This is a genomic window from Streptomyces sp. NPDC018026 (assembly GCF_044327745.1).
In the GTDB taxonomy this organism is placed as follows: domain Bacteria; phylum Actinomycetota; class Actinomycetes; order Streptomycetales; family Streptomycetaceae; genus Streptomyces; species Streptomyces rubrogriseus.
Window position 1 is genome coordinate 216,993 of record NZ_JBIRFY010000013.1, and the last position, 17,255, is coordinate 234,247.

The 17,255-nt window shown below is 70.2% G+C and carries 13 protein-coding genes; 9 read left to right on the top strand and 4 right to left on the bottom strand.

Features of this window, described 5'->3' with window-relative positions; translation table 11 throughout:
* Positions 1 to 91 precede the first annotated feature (91 nt).
* On the bottom strand, positions 92 to 4,066 hold the full coding sequence (gene eccCa / locus ACH4D3_RS32305) for a type VII secretion protein EccCa (protein ID WP_398329504.1): 3,975 nt from the start codon (positions 4,064 to 4,066) through the stop codon (positions 92 to 94).
* A 322-nt stretch (positions 4,067 to 4,388) separates the two neighbouring features.
* Here eccCa and eccD point away from each other — a divergent pair, with 322 nt between their 5' ends.
* Positions 4,389 to 5,906: a type VII secretion integral membrane protein EccD gene (eccD, locus tag ACH4D3_RS32310; protein ID WP_398329536.1), complete on the top strand. Its 1,518-nt coding sequence runs from the start codon at positions 4,389 to 4,391 to the stop codon at positions 5,904 to 5,906.
* Positions 5,907 to 5,989: 83 nt separating this feature from the next.
* On the opposite strand, the gene ACH4D3_RS32315 is transcribed toward eccD, so the two are convergent.
* Positions 5,990 to 6,286 (bottom strand): DUF397 domain-containing protein, encoded by a 297-nt coding sequence (locus tag ACH4D3_RS32315; RefSeq protein WP_210918273.1) that lies wholly within the window; start codon positions 6,284 to 6,286, stop codon positions 5,990 to 5,992.
* Between the two features lie 398 nt (positions 6,287 to 6,684).
* Here ACH4D3_RS32315 and rpsO point away from each other — a divergent pair, with 398 nt between their 5' ends.
* From rpsO to ACH4D3_RS32340, 5 genes are all read left to right on the top strand, one after another.
* Complete coding sequence (gene rpsO, locus ACH4D3_RS32320) at positions 6,685 to 6,972, top strand: 30S ribosomal protein S15 (RefSeq protein ID WP_003973291.1); 288 nt, start codon at positions 6,685 to 6,687, stop codon at positions 6,970 to 6,972.
* A 282-nt stretch (positions 6,973 to 7,254) separates the two neighbouring features.
* Positions 7,255 to 9,474, top strand: coding sequence for a polyribonucleotide nucleotidyltransferase (locus tag ACH4D3_RS32325; protein WP_398329507.1), 2,220 nt, complete (start codon positions 7,255 to 7,257; stop codon positions 9,472 to 9,474).
* Positions 9,471 to 10,850: a M16 family metallopeptidase gene (locus ACH4D3_RS32330; RefSeq protein ID WP_398329510.1), complete on the top strand. Its 1,380-nt coding sequence runs from the start codon at positions 9,471 to 9,473 to the stop codon at positions 10,848 to 10,850. The genes ACH4D3_RS32325 and ACH4D3_RS32330 overlap by 4 nt, the downstream gene beginning before the upstream one ends.
* A 39-nt stretch (positions 10,851 to 10,889) precedes the next feature.
* On the top strand, positions 10,890 to 11,642 hold the full coding sequence (dapB, locus tag ACH4D3_RS32335) for a 4-hydroxy-tetrahydrodipicolinate reductase (RefSeq protein ID WP_398329513.1): 753 nt from the start codon (positions 10,890 to 10,892) through the stop codon (positions 11,640 to 11,642).
* 13 nt (positions 11,643 to 11,655) lie between these two features.
* Positions 11,656 to 12,111, top strand: a complete 456-nt coding sequence (locus ACH4D3_RS32340) for a hypothetical protein (protein WP_003973287.1) — start codon at positions 11,656 to 11,658, stop codon at positions 12,109 to 12,111.
* 76 nt (positions 12,112 to 12,187) lie between these two features.
* Here ACH4D3_RS32340 and ACH4D3_RS32345 read toward each other — a convergent pair whose 3' ends face one another.
* Both ACH4D3_RS32345 and ACH4D3_RS32350 read right to left on the bottom strand, forming a co-directional pair.
* A complete protein-coding gene (locus ACH4D3_RS32345) occupies positions 12,188 to 12,742 on the bottom strand; it encodes a hypothetical protein (RefSeq protein ID WP_398329515.1) in 555 nt (184 codons plus the stop codon).
* A 116-nt stretch (positions 12,743 to 12,858) separates the two neighbouring features.
* Positions 12,859 to 13,098, bottom strand: coding sequence for a hypothetical protein (locus ACH4D3_RS32350; protein ID WP_159330385.1), 240 nt, complete (start codon positions 13,096 to 13,098; stop codon positions 12,859 to 12,861).
* A 205-nt stretch (positions 13,099 to 13,303) separates the two neighbouring features.
* Here ACH4D3_RS32350 and thyX point away from each other — a divergent pair, with 205 nt between their 5' ends.
* The 3 genes from thyX (at position 13,304) to ACH4D3_RS32365 (ending at position 17,002) form a co-directional block, all read left to right on the top strand.
* Positions 13,304 to 14,044 (top strand): FAD-dependent thymidylate synthase, encoded by a 741-nt coding sequence (thyX, locus tag ACH4D3_RS32355; RefSeq protein ID WP_398329518.1) that lies wholly within the window; start codon positions 13,304 to 13,306, stop codon positions 14,042 to 14,044.
* A gap of 220 nt (positions 14,045 to 14,264) precedes the next feature.
* Complete coding sequence (gene dapA, locus ACH4D3_RS32360; RefSeq protein ID WP_398329521.1) at positions 14,265 to 15,164, top strand: 4-hydroxy-tetrahydrodipicolinate synthase; 900 nt, start codon at positions 14,265 to 14,267, stop codon at positions 15,162 to 15,164.
* 152 nt (positions 15,165 to 15,316) lie between these two features.
* Positions 15,317 to 17,002 carry a ribonuclease J gene (locus ACH4D3_RS32365; protein ID WP_109035857.1) on the top strand — a complete coding sequence of 562 codons (1,686 nt, stop codon included), beginning with the start codon at positions 15,317 to 15,319 and terminating at the stop codon, positions 17,000 to 17,002.
* Positions 17,003 to 17,255: the final 253 nt, after the last annotated feature.

Genomic DNA, 17,255 nt, shown 5'->3' on the forward strand with positions numbered 1-17,255 from the left:
GACGAGGGTGGGCGTACGCGGGAGATGCCCACCCTCTTGCGTGTCCGGGTCGGTTCGGCCGGCGACGGTCCTGCGGCCCGGCCGGGCCTCCTCACCGCTCGTCGGCATCCTCCACCAACCCCACCTGAACCAACGGCTTCCCCCGCCGCCGAGACACGAACACGCCCCGGCCCGACGGCATCGGGCGCGGGCGCACCCCGCCCAGCAGGTCGCCCTCGGCCGGGTCGCCGCTGAGGACGACGCCCTGGGCGCCGAGTTCCTTGAGGCGCTGCATGAAGGCCTCGTAGCCGGCCCGGCCCGCGCCCGCGGTCGAGCGGGCGATGATGAAGCGCACGCCGACGTCCCGGGCGAAGGGCAGAAGTTCGGTCAGGCCGGCCAGCGGGTTGCCGCTCGACGTTGCGACGAGATCGAAGTCGTCGATGATGATGTACACCGTCGGGCCCTGCCACCAACTGCGGTCGCGCAATTGCTCCGGCGTGACGTCGGCGGTCGGCGTCCGGCGCTGCATCAGCTCGGCCAGCGCGTCCATGTGGTGCTGCATCTGGTTCGACATGGGAACGTACTCGGCCAGGTGCGACGCCGGGGTGACCCCCAGCAGCGAGCGGCGGTTGTCGATGACGAACAGTTTGCAGGAGTCGCCGTCGTAGCGCTCGGAGAGCCGTTGGATGAGGAGCTTCAGCAGGTTCGACTTGCCGGACTCGCTCTCGCCGAAGACGAGGAAGAACGGGTCCTGCTCGAAGTCCACGAACACCGGTTCCAGGTTGTCCTCGTCGAGTGCGAAGGACACCCCCCGCCGGGGGAAGCGGTCCCCCGGGGGAAGCTGGTGTGCCGGGAACGCGCGCGGCAGCAACCGCACCGCGGGCGCCCCCGGTTGCTGCCAGTGCCGGGCGACCTCGGTCCCGAGTGCCTGTGTCGCCTCGGCGAGGTCGGTGTCCGAGGACAGTCCGTCGATGCGCGGGACCGCCGCCATGAAGTGCTGCTTCTGTGGCGTCTGGCCGCGCCCGGGCACACCCGTCGGCACGTTCGCCGCGACCTTGCGGTCGAACTCGGAGTCCATGGTGTCCCCGAGCCGCAGCTCGAGGCGGTTCATCAGGTGGTCCTTGAGGTTGCTGCGGACCTCCATGGAGCGTGAAGCGGTGAGGATCACGTGGATGCCGTAGCCGAGGCCGCGTGCCGCGATGTCCAGCACGACCGGCTCCAGCGCCTCGTAGTCCGTGCGGAAGTTCCCCCATCCGTCGATGACCAGGAAGACGTCGCCCCACGGCTGGTCGGTCACGGAGATGTCACCGCGCGCCCGGCGTGCGCGGAACTCCGCGATCGAGGAGATGCCGGCGGTTCGGAAGTACTCCTCGCGGCGGGTCATGACGCCGTAGACCTCGGCCGCCGTACGGCGTACCTTCTCGGGGTCGAGGCGCGAGGCCACGTCTCCGACATGAGGCAGGCCGGCCACGGCCGACAGGCCGCCGCCCCCAAAGTCCAGCGCGTAGAACTGCACTTCGTGCGGCGTGTGCGTGAGCGCGAACGACGCGATGACCGAGCGAAGGAGCGTCGACTTGCCGGACTGCGGGCCGCCCAGGATCTGCATGTGACCGGCGGCGCCGCCGAAGTTCACCCAGAGCGGGTCCCGGCGCTGCTCGTACGGCTTGTCGACGATGCCGACGGGCACGACGAGCCGACCCGCGCCCTCGTAGCCGGGCTGGGTCAGGCCGCGCCCCGCCACCTGGGCGAGGCCGGGCAGCAGGGTGTCGAGCGACGGCGGGCTGTCCAGCGGAGGCAGCCACACCTGGTGGGCTGCCGGACCCTGCGCCTCCAGGCGCCGGACGACGACATCGAGCACGGTGTCCGCGAGGGCGTCACCCGTCTCGTCCGGAGTCTCCTCGCGCTGCGGCGGCACCGGCATGTACCGGACAGGGACCTCGGCGGCGGTGAAGAGCACGGGCCGCCGGTCGACCGGCCGAGGGCCGCCGGGGGACGCTGCCTGCTGAGCACTCGTGCGGTACACGCCCGAGACGTACGCGGCCTTGAAGCGCACCATCTCGTCCGTACCGAACTTCAGGAAACCGGAGCCGGGGACGTTCGGCAGTTCGTAGGCGTCCGGGACACCGAGCGCGGACCGGGACTCGGCCGCGGAGAAGGTGCGCAGGCCGATCCGGTACGAGAGATACGTCTCCAGGCCGCGCAGGCGGCCCTCCTCCAACCGCTGCGAGGCGAGCAGCAGATGGACGCCCAGCGATCGCCCGATACGGCCGATCTGCACGAACATCTCGATGAAATCCGGTTTCGCCGTCAGCAGTTCGCTGAATTCGTCGATCACCAGAACGAGTGAGGGGATCGGCTGCAGCGCGGCGCCGGCCGCGCGGGCCTTCTCGTAGTCGTGGATGTTGGCGTAGTTGCCCGCGTCCCGGAGCATCTCCTGGCGGCGGTTGAGTTCACCGCGGATCGAGTCACCCATCCGGTCGACGAGCGTCAGGTCGTCTGCGAGGTTGGTGATCACGGCCGCCACGTGCGGCAGTTGCGCCATACCGGCGAACGTCGCACCGCCCTTGAAGTCGGCGAGCACGAAATTGAGGGTCTCGGACGAGTGGGTCACGGCGAGGCCGAGAACCAGGGTGCGCAGCAGTTCCGACTTGCCGGAACCGGTCGCGCCCACGCACAGGCCGTGGGGCCCCATGCCCTCCTGCGCCGCCTCCTTGAGGTCGAGCATCACGGGCCGGCCGTCCTCGCCGACGCCGATCGGCACCCTGAGCCGTTCGGACTGGGAGCGGGGCCGCCAGGTCCGGCGTGGATCGACGGAAGCGGCGTCACCGAGGTTGAGGAGATCGGTGAACTCCAGATTGGCCAGAAGCGGCTCGTCGTTGTCCCCGCCCGTTCCCACCCGCAATGGCGCCAGCTGCCTCGCCAACGCTTCCGCGCTCTCCTGGGAGAGGACGTCGGGATTGCCCTCGTAGACCGCACCGTGCGCCGCCTCCAGGCGCAGCTCCTTCGGCTGCACGACGAGCGAGAGGTCCCCGCGCCCGGCGGAGAGGGTGCCGGGGATCACCTCAATGACGGTCACTCCCTGCAGGCCCTCCGGACTGGCCAGCAGCGACGTCGGCGGCAGGGAGACTCCGTCGAGCACGATGACCAGGTGCGGTTGGTCGGGCACCGGCCGGCCGGCCGGATGAAACCTCGGGCGGCCCTCGAGACGGGCGCCGAGCAGCTCTTCGAGGGCCGTCGGGTCGGCCGTCACCAGACGTCGGGAACCCGCGCCGTCGGCTGCGTCGCCCGCCTGCGCATGCGGGAGCCACTTCGTCCACTCCCAGTCCGGTGCCGACTCCCGCCCGGTGGCGACGGCGATCACCAGGTCCTCGGGGGAGTGCAGTGCGGCGAGCGAGGCCGTGACGGCCCGGGCGGTGCCCCGCACGGTCGTCGGTTCGCCGCTGACCGTCACGTGGTAGAACGCCCGCATGGAGACCGCCATCGGCAGTTCCTCAAGGGTGCTGTGCGTGGCGAGGAAGCGGTGCATGGCACCCGCGGTCAGCGGCTCCAACTCGTCCACCGGAGCGGTCTGGGGCGGCACCAGGGGAGTGGCCAGGGCCTGCGGGCCGAGACCCACGCGCACCTGGGCGAAGTCCTCGTCACCCGTACGCCGTTCCCACAGCCGACTGCCCTCGGCGACCAGCGCCCACAGCTGTTCCGGCGAAGGGTGCAGGTAGTACTGCGCGTCACGCTGGGCCTTCGCCGTCTCGTGAGCGGTGCGCCTGGTCTGCGACAGATAGCGTAGGTAGTCCCTGCGCGTGTCGGCCATCTGGCCCTGGTTGCCGCGCCGGTAGCGCACCAGCATCGCGATGCCCATGGCGATCGTGGACGCGATCATCACCATGCCCATGATCTTCATGATGGGCTGGGCCGAGGGGTTGAAGAAGAACACCACGGACCCGCCCATGCCGAGCATGGGCAGGAGCTGCATCCACGCGCCCTCCTGCTGCCCGCGCGGGAGCTCCGGCGGTGACTGCAGGTGGACCTCCTCCGTGGGCACGTCCTTCGGCAGCGCCCGTGGGGGGCGCTTGACGACGATGTGGCTCACTTCGCACCAATTCCCTTGCCGGCCCGACCTGTTCCGCCCACCGCCCGTCTCCCGGTGCACGTCGATCGCAAAGGGCGATCCTACTGACACACAGAGACACCAGTGGGCGGTAGGGTGCCCGTGAGACGCGTGAGCAGTTGCGAACCCGCCTGGGGCCCTGTGCAACCCCGCGGAGAGCACCACGCTCGATACGAGCACCTCCGTGCGCCGCGCAGCGGTGAGGGGTGACGCGGGACAACGGGGCAGGATCGCCACCGACCGGCAGGGCGTGCCGGTGCCGTACCTTGCCGAGATCACCTACGAGGGGGAACAACGGGTGAGCATGACGGCCTCCGCGCCGACCGGCGCGCCAGGCGGAACAGGCACGGGTGCCCGGGGCCCGGCCGCAGCCGGTTCGGGGCTCGGCTTCTGCCGGGTCACGATCGTGGCGCCCGACAGCCGCATCGACGTGGCCCTGCCCGACGACGTGCCCGTCGCCGACCTGTACCCGGAGATCCTGCGGTTCTCCCAGCAGAGCCCGGCAGAGGGCGCGCCGGTCGGGTATCACCTCGTACGCCGTGACGGGACCGTCCTCGACAGCGCCCGGTCCTTCGCGGCGCAGCGCATCCTGGACGGCGAGCTGCTCACGCTGCGGCCATTCGCCGACTCCCTCCCTCCGGCGGTCTTCGACGACGTCTCGGAGGCGGTCGCCTCCGCCGTCGTCCACGACCGCACCCTGTGGGACGGCGCACTCACTCGCGTCGCCTGCCTGGTCGGAGCGGGCGTGTTCCCCGTTCTGCTGGCGTTCGTGGCCTGGAGTTCCCAGGTCCGGCACGACATGCACAGCGTGCAGGGCATCATTGCCGCGGTCGCCGGCGTCCTGCTCGTCACCTTCGCGTGCGTGCGCGCGCGGGTGTACGGGGATCGGGGCTCTGCCCTGGCCCTCGGCCTGGGCGCCCTGGCGAACGTCGCGGTGGCGGGCTCAGGGCTGGTTCCGCTCGCCGGGGGGCAGGGCATCGGGCGCCTCCAGTTCCTGCTGGCGTGCGCGGCGGTCCTGGTCGCCTCCGTCGTACTCACCCTGGTGTCACCGAGCGGTGACAGTGCCTTCGTGGCGTTTGTCTTCTCTTCGGTGGTCGGGCTGCTCGCGACGTTCGTGGCGATGCTGACGGACCTGGAGCCCATGGAGACGGCCGCGGTCTGCGCGGTCCTGTCGGTGTGCGCCCTCGCTTTCCTGCCGGGCCTGTCGCTGCGCTTCGCTCGGCTGCCCATCGGCTTCGAACCGCCCAACCAGCCGCGCGGCTCCTACTCGGCGGACGAGACCGAGGCGCCGGAACCCGTGGACGTCGGGCGCATCGCGGCGCAGGCCCGCCGTGGCCACGAGCTCCTCGCGGGACTGGTCGGCGGCTGCGCACTGGTCTCCGTGGGGGCGTCGGTCGTCCTCGGCTTCACGGGCGACGCGTGGGCGCAGCTCCTGACGCTCGCCACCGGCGTCGCGATGGTGATGCGGGCGCAGCTGTTCCGGTACACCACCCAGGTTGCCGCCACGCTGGCCGCCGGGCTGGCCTGCCTGGTCTTCCTCGGCCTGGGACTGGCCATGAACCCCCCGGCGGAGTACGTGCGGGACGCGCTCCGGGGCGAGACCGCCGCCCTGGACATGCGCAGCGTCTGGTTGGCGGCGGCGGTCGCCGCGGCTGTGGCGCTGGTCACCGCGATCGGCCTGATCGCCCCTCGGCGCGGTGTGACGCCCTTCTGGGGACGCTTCATGGAGATCGCCGAAGTCTTCGTGCTCCTGACGCTGATCCCCCTGGCTCTCGCCGTGTTCGACGTCTATTCGGCGGCGCGGTCGATGACGGGCGACTGAGGCGGCTCGCGCAGCGTACGGGGAACGCGGACGCCGCCCCCTACGTGCGCAGCGGGGGAGGGTGTGCGGCACACCCTCCCCTCCTACTCGACGTCGCCCCCGGAGCGCTCCGCGGCCGGCTCCAGGTCGAACTCGCCGTCTCGCGCACCCAGCACGAACGCCCGCCATTCCGCCTCCGTGTACCGCAGGACGGTGTCGTGGTCGAGCGACGACCGCATGGCGACGGCACCCTCCGGCAGGTAGGCGATCTCGACCCGTTCCTCATGGGCCTCGGTGCCGGGGGCGCTGTGCCATTCGACGCCCGAGATGTCGAGGGCGTAGAGCTCGTCCCGCTCCCGGTCCTTGCGTGCTCGGAGTTCCTTGTCCTCGGCATCGGCCATCGCGGGTCCGGTCCTTCCTGCTGTGCCAACGAACTGTCCGGCCAGCCTACTTGCTGCTCCCCTCCCCGATCCGCGGTTCGCGCACGCTCTCACCAGGCAGGGAGTGATGGCGTCGGCGGCTCGTTGACCTCTCGACTCCTGGACAGCGCCGGGGCAGGGGTGCACGGTGGACGGACCTCGGCGTACGAGCCGGATGCCTTCGGAGCACAGGCATGGCACGGGCAGGGCAGCACCTCCCGGCTGGTATCCTGTGTGACGGCCGTTTGTGTACGCGCCCCCGGAGCCCCCGAGCCCTGGAGGTCGCGCCCAGCGGATCCCCGCCTTCCGAGTTACGGAAGATCCCCCGAGACGTAGACCGGGGGCACTCGGTGGCCAGTCACAGACCCAGAGGAGTACGCGTGTCGCTCGACGCCGCAGTGAAGAAGCAGATCATCACCGAGTTCGGTACCAAGGAGGGCGACACCGGCTCCCCCGAGGTCCAGGTCGCTCTGCTGTCTCGTCGGATCTCCGACCTGACCGAGCACCTCAAGACCCACAAGCACGACCACCACTCCCGTCGTGGTCTGCTCATCCTGGTCGGCCAGCGCCGCCGGCTGCTGCAGTACCTCGCCAAGAAGGACATCCAGCGCTTCCGTGCGCTGGTCGAGCGCCTCGGCATCCGCCGCGGTGCGGCGGGCGCCCGCTAGTACGCCGTGAAGGGAGCGGTTCCCGTCCGAAGGGGGCCGCTCCCTTTGCTGTACGTGCGCGCTGTCGCCGCCCCTTTGTAGTGTGGTAACAGAAGAACAAGACGTACGAGGAGAAGCGGACCGCACCGCCGCCGCCGGTCCTCGGTAGTGGCCCCCGGGGGCAGATCCCCGGGTGCTTCGATCGAAGACCGGCCCGCATTGCACGGAACGCTTCTCCGGCACCGTCCCCTCCGCCACACGGGCGGTCGGGACAAAAGACGACAAGCATCGGAGAAACCACTAGTGGAGAACGAGACCCACTACGCCGAAGCCGTGATCGACAACGGCGCGTTCGGCACCCGCACCATCCGCTTCGAGACGGGCCGCCTGGCCCGTCAGGCCGCCGGTTCCGCCGTGGCGTACCTGGACGACGACACCATGGTGCTGTCGGCCACCAGCGCCTCCAAGAACCCGAAGGACCAGCTCGACTTCTTCCCGCTCACGGTGGACGTCGAGGAGCGGATGTACGCCGCCGGAAAGATCCCCGGCAGCTTCTTCCGTCGTGAGGGCCGGCCCTCCGAGGACGCGATCCTCACCTGCCGCCTGATCGACCGCCCGCTGCGCCCGTCCTTCAAGAAGGGCCTGCGCAACGAGATCCAGGTCGTCGCGACGATCATGGCCCTCAACCCCGACCACCTGTACGACGTCGTGGCGATCAACGCCGCCTCCGCGTCGACGCAGCTGGCCGGCCTGCCCTTCTCCGGCCCGATCGGCGGCGTCCGCGTCGCGCTGATCCGCGGCCAGTGGGTGGCCTTCCCGACGCACACCGAGCTCGAGGACGCCGTCTTCGACATGGTCGTCGCGGGCCGCGTCCTGGAGGACGGCGACGTCGCGATCATGATGGTCGAGGCCGAGGCCACCGACAAGACCATCAAGCTGGTCGAGGGCGGCGCCGAGGCGCCCACCGAGGAGGTCGTCGCCGCCGGTCTGGACGCCGCGAAGCCCTTCATCAAGGTGCTGTGCCGCGCCCAGTCCGACCTCGCCGCCAAGGCCGCCAAGCCGACCGGCGAGTTCCCGATCTTCCTGGACTTCCAGGACGACGTCCTCGAGGCGCTGACCGGCGCCGTCAAGCCCGAGCTGACGCAGGCGCTCACCATCGCCGGCAAGCAGGAGCGCGAGGCCGAGCTGGACCGCGTCAAGGGGCTCGCCGCCGAGAAGCTCCTCCCGGAGTTCGAGGGCCGCGAGAAGGAGATCTCCGCCGCGTACCGCGCGCTGACCAAGTCCCTGGTGCGCGAGCGCGTCATCAAGGAGAAGAAGCGCATCGACGGCCGCGGTGTCACCGACATCCGCACCCTGGCCGCCGAGGTCGAGGCCATCCCGCGCGTGCACGGCTCCGCCCTGTTCGAGCGTGGCGAGACCCAGATCCTGGGCGTCACCACCCTGAACATGCTCCGCATGGAGCAGCAGCTGGACACCCTCTCCCCGGTGACCCGCAAGCGCTACATGCACAACTACAACTTCCCGCCGTACTCCGTCGGCGAGACCGGCCGCGTCGGCTCCCCGAAGCGCCGCGAGATCGGCCACGGCGCCCTCGCCGAGCGCGCCATCGTGCCGGTGCTGCCGACGCGCGAGGAGTTCCCCTACGCGATCCGCCAGGTGTCCGAGGCCCTCGGCTCCAACGGTTCGACGTCCATGGGCTCGGTCTGCGCCTCCACCATGTCGCTGCTGAACGCCGGTGTGCCGCTCAAGGCCCCCGTCGCCGGTATCGCCATGGGCCTGATCTCCCAGGAGATCAACGGCGAGACGCACTACGTCGCCCTCACCGACATCCTCGGTGCGGAGGACGCCTTCGGCGACATGGACTTCAAGGTCGCCGGCACCAAGGAGTTCGTGACTGCCCTCCAGCTCGACACCAAGCTGGACGGCATCCCCGCCTCCGTCCTGGCCGCCGCCCTCAAGCAGGCCCGTGACGCCCGCCTCCACATCCTCGACGTGATGATGGAAGCGATCGACACGCCGGACGAGATGTCCCCGAACGCGCCGCGGATCATCACCGTGAAGATCCCCGTCGACAAGATCGGTGAGGTCATCGGCCCCAAGGGCAAGATGATCAACCAGATCCAGGAGGACACGGGCGCCGACATCACGATCGAGGACGACGGCACCATCTACATCGGTGCCGCCGACGGCCCGGCCGCCGAGGCCGCCCGCGCCACGATCAACGGCATCGCCAACCCGACCATGCCCGAGGTCGGCGAGCGCTACCTGGGTACGGTCGTCAAGACGACCACCTTCGGCGCGTTCGTCTCCCTGCTGCCCGGCAAGGACGGTCTGCTGCACATCTCGCAGATCCGCAAGCTGGCCGGCGGCAAGCGCGTGGAGAACGTCGAGGACGTCCTCGGCGTGGGCCAGAAGGTCCAGGTCGAGATCGCCGAGATCGACTCCCGCGGCAAGCTCTCCCTGATCCCCGTGATCGAGGGCGAGGAAGGCAGCGAAGAGAAGAAGGACGACGCCGACAAGTGACGTCCCGTAGCGCCACGGCGACGGCCCGCACCTCCTCGGAGGCGCGGGCCGTCGCCCGTACCCAAACCCTCATCAAGGGCGAGCACGGCATCGGCACGGTCCGCAGGACGACCCTCCCAGGCGGCCTGCGCATCGTCACCGAGACCCTCCCCTCGGTCCGCTCGGCGACCTTCGGCATCTGGGCCCACGTCGGCTCCCGCGACGAGACCCCGGCCCTGAACGGCGCCACCCACTACCTGGAGCACCTGCTCTTCAAGGGCACCCGCAAGCGCAGCGCCCTGGACATCTCCTCCGCCATCGACGCGGTCGGCGGCGAGATGAACGCGTTCACGGCGAAGGAGTACACGTGCTACTACGCGCGCGTGCTCGACACCGACCTGCCGCTCGCCATCGACGTGGTCTGCGACATGCTGACCGGCTCGCTGATCCAGGAGGAGGACGTCGACGTCGAGCGCGGCGCCATCCTCGAAGAGATCGCGATGACCGAGGACGACCCCGGCGACTGCGTGCACGACCTGTTCGCGCACACCATGTTCGGCGACAACGCGCTGGGCCGCCCCGTCCTCGGCACCGTCGACACGGTCAACGCCCTCACCGCCGACCGCATCCGCCGCTTCTACAAGAAGCACTACGACCCCACCCACCTGGTGGTCGCCGCGGCCGGCAACGTCGACCACAACAAGGTCGTACGCCAGGTCCGCGCCGCCTTCGAGAAGGCCGGCGCCCTCAAGGACCCGGCGGCCCAGCCGCTCGCCCCGCGCGACGGCCGGCGCACCGTCCGAGCCGCCGGGCGCGTGGAGCTGATCGGCCGCAAGACCGAGCAGGCCCACGTCATCCTCGGCATGCCGGGCCTGGCCCGCACCGACGAGCGCCGGTGGGCGATGGGCGTGCTCAACACCGCCCTCGGCGGCGGCATGTCCTCGCGCCTGTTCCAGGAGGTCCGGGAGAAGCGCGGCCTGGCCTACAGCGTGTACTCCTACACGTCCGGCTTCGCCGACTGCGGGCTGTTCGGCGTGTACGCGGGCTGCCGGCCCTCCCAGGTGCACGACGTGCTCAAGATCTGCCGCGACGAGCTGGACCACGTCGCCGAGCACGGACTCACGGACGACGAGATCGGCCGCGCCGTCGGCCAGCTCCAGGGCTCCACGGTCCTCGGCCTGGAGGACACGGGCGCGCTGATGAACCGTATCGGCAAGAGCGAGCTGTGCTGGGGCGAGCAGATGTCGGTCGACGACATGCTGGCCCGGATAGCCTCGGTCACGCCCGACGACGTCCGCGCCGTCGCCCGCGACGTCCTGGGCCGTCGGCCGTCCCTGTCGGTCATCGGCCCGATCAAGGACAAGCAGGCGTCCAGGCTGCACGACGCCGTCGCCTGACGGTCCCGTTGCGAAAAGTTCGAGAAGGAAGCGTGTGACATGAGCAAGCTGCGCGTGGCCGTCCTCGGTGCCAAGGGCCGGATCGGCTCCGAGGCGGTACGGGCGGTCGAGGCCGCCGAGGACATGGAGCTGGTCGCGGCCCTCGGCCGGGGCGACGGCCTGGAGGCGCTGGCCGAGTCCGGTGCCCAGGTCGCCGTCGAGCTGACCACCCCCGACTCGGTGATGGACAACCTCGACTACTGCCTGCGCCACGGCATCCACGCCGTCGTGGGCACCACCGGCTGGACCGACGAGCGCCTGGCGCAGCTCAACGGCTGGCTCGACGCCTCCCCGGGGACCGGTGTGCTCATCGCGCCGAACTTCTCCATCGGCGCCGTGCTGACCATGAAGTTCGCGCAGATCGCCGCCCCGTACTTCGAGTCCGTCGAGGTCGTCGAGCTGCACCACCCGAACAAGGTGGACGCCCCCAGCGGCACCGCCACCCGCACCGCCCAGCTGATCGCGGCGGCCCGGCAGAAGGCAGGCTCCGCACCGGCGCCCGACGCCACTGCCACCGCCTTGGACGGCGCCCGCGGCGCGGACGTGGACGGGGTCCCGGTGCACGCGATCCGGCTGCGCGGCCTGCTCGCCCACCAGGAGGTCCTGCTCGGCGGCGAGGGCGAGACCCTCACCGTGCGGCACGACTCCCTGCACCACAGCAGCTTCATGCCGGGCATCCTGCTGGGCGCCCGCCGGGTGGTCACCACCCCGGGCCTCACCTTCGGCCTGGAACACTTCCTGGACCTGAACTGAGACCCCCACCCTGATGCGCGCGAAGATCACCTATCTCGTCACGGCCGCCGTCCTGGTCTTCTACTTCCTCCTGGTCGGCAGCCGCGGCGTCCTGCTCATCAAGACCGGCACCCTCCTCACCGTCACCTTCGGCGTCGCGGTGCTGATCCTGCCGGTGATCGGCCTGTGGTTCCTGTGGAAGAACACCCAGTTCGTCCGCAGGGCCAACCAGCTCGCCGCCGAACTCGACGCCGAGGGCGGACTGCCCGTCGACGAGCTGAAGCGCACCCCGAGCGGCCGCGTCGACCGGGAGTCGGCCGACGCGGTCTTCGCCCTGCGCAGGGCCGAGACCGAGGACGCCCCCGGCGACTGGCGCAGCTGGTTCCGCCTCGCCGTCGCCTACCACGACGCCCGCGACACCCCGCGCGCCCGCAAGGCGATGCAGCGGGCGATCGCCCTGCACGACGGCAAGCACGTAGAGGCCGCCTGAGCGGACCGCACGCCGGACGCCGGGGCCCGGACCGCAGCTGTGCGGTCCGGGCCCCGGCGTCCGGCTGTCGGGTGCGTCAGCCCCGTCGGTACTCCTCGGCCCACGCCTCCACCGCGTCGGCCGCCCGGTTGAAGGCGCCGTCGCGGGCCAGGAAGTCGGAGTTGTGCGAGGTCAGCAGCGGGGACAGGGGCTCCGCCGACCGGCCCTGCCGCACCAGCAGCAGCGCCTGCCCCTGCACCGTGCGCGGCAGTCCCAGCCAGCGCACCGGCTGCTGCACCGTGCGCAGGCTGGCGACCTGCTGCCAGGCGACCGTCCGCGTGGTGAAGAAGCCCACCTGACGCACTCCGTGCGCGCTCACCCACGCGCCCATGCGCAGCATCCGCAGGGCGCAGAGGATGACGACGACCGCGAGGCCGAAGACCACCCCGGCGGAGGACGGCCCGCCCGTCGCCGCGATGATGACGGCCGCGAACAGGACGAACGAGGCGAGCAGCAGCATCAGGGCCGCCGCCCCCACGCGCCACGGCCCCGGCCGGTAGGGCCGGCGCCAGAGGTCGCGGTCGTCGTACGGCAGCGCGACGTCGTCGGCCGTGTCAAAGGCGCGGTCGGCCGTCAGGAAGGGCAGGGGCACGGCTGGTCCTCACTCGTTCCAAGGCAGGTGTTGTGCCCGGTGAGGCTACCGACCTGTGTCTCCGGTCACCACCCTCGGGGGTCCGGATGGAGCCGGGCCGGCCGTGCCCGACCCGCCTAGCGCCCCTCGGACGCCTGCGACGGCTGCTTGTGCGAGGAGGGCTGGTCGGCCGACAGGGCGGGCATCCCGATCACCAGGGAGCCGACCAGACCGGCGACGACGGTGACGCCGAGCAGCCAGCGTCCGGCCAGCTGGCCGAAGGACGCCCGCTCGCGCGGCGGGGGTGTGACATTGCTGCGGAACCTGTCGGCCTCGGCGACGAAGGCGAACGGCACGGGTTCACGCCGGCGGATCATAGGTACTGCGTCTCCCTTCAGGGACTGGAATGAAGTGCTGTTACTCATACAGACGAACGAACGCCCCTTCAGGTGCCCTGTTTCGCCGACTTGATTGCGGCACGGCACCGATCGCCCGATTCGACGCCTCTTGGCGGGTCGTAGAGTGGCCTCGCCGGGCGACGCGATGGACGCCAAGCGACGAGATGGGAAGGCCCACCACACCGTGACCGACACCCCCGCCGACGACTTCAAGATCGACCTCCGCAGTGACATCACCGTCGAGCTGGTCAAGAGCGCCGCGACCGACTCCGACGTGCTGTTCGCCGCCCGTGTCTCCACCGCCGGGGAGCAGTCCCTGGACGAGCTGAAGAAGGACCCGGAGCGCTCCAAGGGCCTGATCAACTACCTCATGCGGGACCGGCACGGCAGCCCGTTCGAGCACAACTCGATGACCTTCTTCGTGAGCGCCCCGATCTTCGTCTTCCGGGAGTTCATGCGGCACCGCGTCGGCTGGTCCTACAACGAGGAGTCGGGCCGCTACCGGGAGCTCCAGCCGGTCTTCTACGTCCCGGACACCTCGCGCAAGCTCGTGCAGCAGGGCCGCCCCGGCAAGTACGTCTTCGTCGAGGGCACCCCCGAGCAGCACGAGCTGGTCGGCGGCGCGATGGAGGACTCCTACCGCCAGGCCTACGCGACGTACCAGAAGATGCTCGAAGCCGGCGTCGCCCGGGAGGTGGCCCGCGCGGTGCTTCCCGTCGGCCTGTACTCGTCGATGTACGCGACCTGCAACGCCCGCTCGCTGATGCACTTCCTGGGCCTGCGCACCCAGCACGAGCTGGCCAAGGTGCCCTCCTTCCCGCAGCGGGAGATCGAGATGGTCGGCGAGAAGATGGAGGCGGAGTGGGCCCGCCTGATGCCGCTCACCCACGCCGCCTTCAATGCCAACGGCCGCGTGGCGCCGTAACGGGTCGCCGCCCCCTGGCCTGCCCCGCCGGGCACAGATGTACGCATCAATCATGCGAAGTGTCCGGATTGCGGCGTTTGGTGAAGTTCATCTAGCCTGATCAAAGGGACCCGGCACTGCTTGAACCCCCGAGCAGGCAGTGCCGGGCTCCACCTCCGTTCCGACCTGCCGCCTCCCCCGAGGGCAGACCCCGCCCTGAGCAACGAGTAGCGTGTAACCCATGGCTCCGACCTCCACTCCGCAGACCCCCTTCGGGCGGGTCCTCACCGCCATGGTCACGCCCTTCACGGCGGACGGCGCACTCGACCTCGACGGCGCCCAGCGGCTCGCCACCCACCTGGTGGACGCCGGCAACGACGGCCTGATCATCAACGGCACCACCGGCGAGTCCCCGACCACCAGCGACGCGGAGAAAACGGACCTCGTACGAGCCGTCCTGGAGGCCGTCGGCGACCGGGCGCACGTCGTCGCCGGAGTGGGGACGAACAACACCCAGCACAGCATCGAGCTGGCCCGCGCCGCCGAGCGCGTCGGCGCCCACGGCCTGCTGCTCGTCACGCCGTACTACAACAAGCCCCCGCAGGAGGGCCTGTACCAGCACTTCACGGCCATCGCCGACGCCGCCGGGCTGCCGGTCATGCTCTACGACATCCCCGGCCGCAGCGGTGTCCCGATCAACACGGACACGCTGGTCCGCCTCGCGGAGCACCCGCGGATCGTCGCGAACAAGGACGCCAAGGGCGACCTCGGCCGCGCCAGCTGGGCCATCGCGCACTCCGGCCTCGCCTGGTACTCCGGCGACGACATGCTGAACCTGCCGCTGCTCGCCGTGGGCGCGGTCGGCTTCGTCTCCGTCGTCGGACACGTCGTCACCCCGGAACTGCGCGCCATGGTGGACGCGCACGTCGCCGGTGACGTACAGAAGGCCCTGGAGATCCACCAGAAGCTGCTCCCGGTGTTCACCGGCATGTTCCGCACCCAGGGCGTCATGACCACCAAGGGCGCGCTCGCCCTCCAGGGGCTGCCCGCGGGACCGCTGCGCGCCCCCATGGTGGGCCTCACGCCCGAGGAAACCGAGCAGCTCAAGATCGATCTTGCCGCCGGCGGGGTACAGCTCTGACATCAGACTTCGCACCACCGCACGACCGGACGGACTTCACAACTGAATAGGCGGGCCACCGGTGCCCGCACCCCATACGACAACTGCTTCTGCACGAACGTCACGCGCGCCACGTGCCACCGGTACGTGGCGCGTGTGGTGAGGAGAGTCTTTTGAGTCATCCGCATCCTGAACTGGGCCGGCCCCCGGCGCTTCCCAAGGGCGGCCTGCGGGTCACGCCCCTCGGTGGCCTCGGCGAAATCGGCCGCAACATGACGGTCTTCGAATACGGCGGCCGTCTGCTGATCGTCGACTGCGGCGTGCTCTTCCCCGAGGAGGAGCAGCCCGGCATCGACCTGATCCTGCCGGACTTCACGTCCATCCGGGACCGCCTCGACGACATCGAGGGCATCGTCCTCACCCACGGCCACGAGGACCACATCGGCGGCGTCCCCTTCCTCCTCCGCGAGAAGCCGGACATCCCGCTGATCGGCTCCAAGCTGACCCTCGCGCTGATCGAGGCCAAGCTCCAGGAGCACCGCATCCGCCCGTACACCCTTGAGGTGGCGGAAGGTCACCGCGAGCGCGTCGGCCCCTTCGACTGCGAGTTCGTCGCGGTCAACCACTCCATCCCGGACGCGCTGGCCGTCGCCATCCGCACCCCGGCGGGCATGGTGGTCCACACCGGCGACTTCAAGATGGACCAGCTTCCGCTGGACGGCCGCCTCACGGACCTGCACGCGTTCGCCCGCCTGAGCGAGGAGGGCATCGACCTGCTCCTCGCCGACTCGACCAACGCCGAGGTACCGGGCTTCGTCCCGCCCGAACGGGACATCTCCAACGTCCTGCGGCAGGTCTTCGCCAGTGCTCGCAAGCGCATCATCGTGGCGAGCTTCGCCAGCCACGTCCACCGCATCCAGCAGATCCTGGACGCCGCACACGAGTACGGCCGCCGGGTCGCCTTCGTCGGCCGCTCCATGGTCCGCAACATGGGCATCGCGAGAGACCTCGGCTATCTGAAGGTCCCGCCGGGCCTGGTGGTCGACGTCAAGACGCTGGACGACCTGCCCGACAGCGAGGTGGTCCTGGTCTGCACGGGCTCCCAGGGTGAACCGATGGCCGCCCTGTCCCGCATGGCCAACCGCGACCACCAGATCCGCATCGTCAACGGCGACACGGTGATCCTGGCCTCGTCCCTCATCCCGGGCAACGAGAACGCGGTGTACCGGGTGATCAACGGCCTGACCCGCTGGGGTGCCAACGTCGTCCACAAGGGCAACGCCAAGGTCCACGTCTCGGGCCACGCCTCGGCCGGCGAGCTGCTGTACTTCTACAACATCTGCCGCCCGAAGAACCTGATGCCGGTCCACGGCGAATGGCGCCACCTGCGTGCCAACGCCGAGCTGGGCGCCCTGACCGGCGTCCCGCACGACCGCATCGTCATCGCCGAGGACGGCGTGGTCGTCGACCTCGTCGAGGGCAAGGCCAAGATCACCGGCAAGGTCCAGGCGGGGTACGTCTACGTCGACGGGCTCTCGGTCGGCGACGTCGGCGAACCGGCCCTCAAGGACCGCAAGATCCTCGGCGACGAGGGCATCATCTCGGTCTTCGTGGTCATGGACTCCTCCACCGGCAAGATCACCGGTGGGCCGCACGTCCAGGCCCGCGGCTCGGGCATCGAGGACTCGGCCTTCGCCGCGGTGCTCCCCAAGATCACCGAGACGCTGGAGCGCTCGGCCCAGGACGGAGTCGTCGAGCCGCACCAGTTGCAGCAACTGATCCGCAGGACCCTCGGCAAGTGGGTCTCGGACACCTACCGGCGCCGGCCGATGATCCTGCCCGTCGTCGTGGAGGTCTGACGGGCCGTCGGACCACCGACAGCGCCAACCTGGAGCGGGGCGCCCCGATTTGCATCGGGGCGCCCCGCTCCAGTACGTTTACATCTCCGCTCGGACGGGCACCCGATCACTTCGTGGTTCGGAGCCGCCCCGGAGGGCGGAAATCCCGACTCAGAATCTCTGATAAAGTCGGAACCGCCGGAAAGGGAAACGCGAAAGCGGGAACCTGGAAAGCACCGAGGAAATCGGATCGGAAAGATCTGATAGAGTCGGA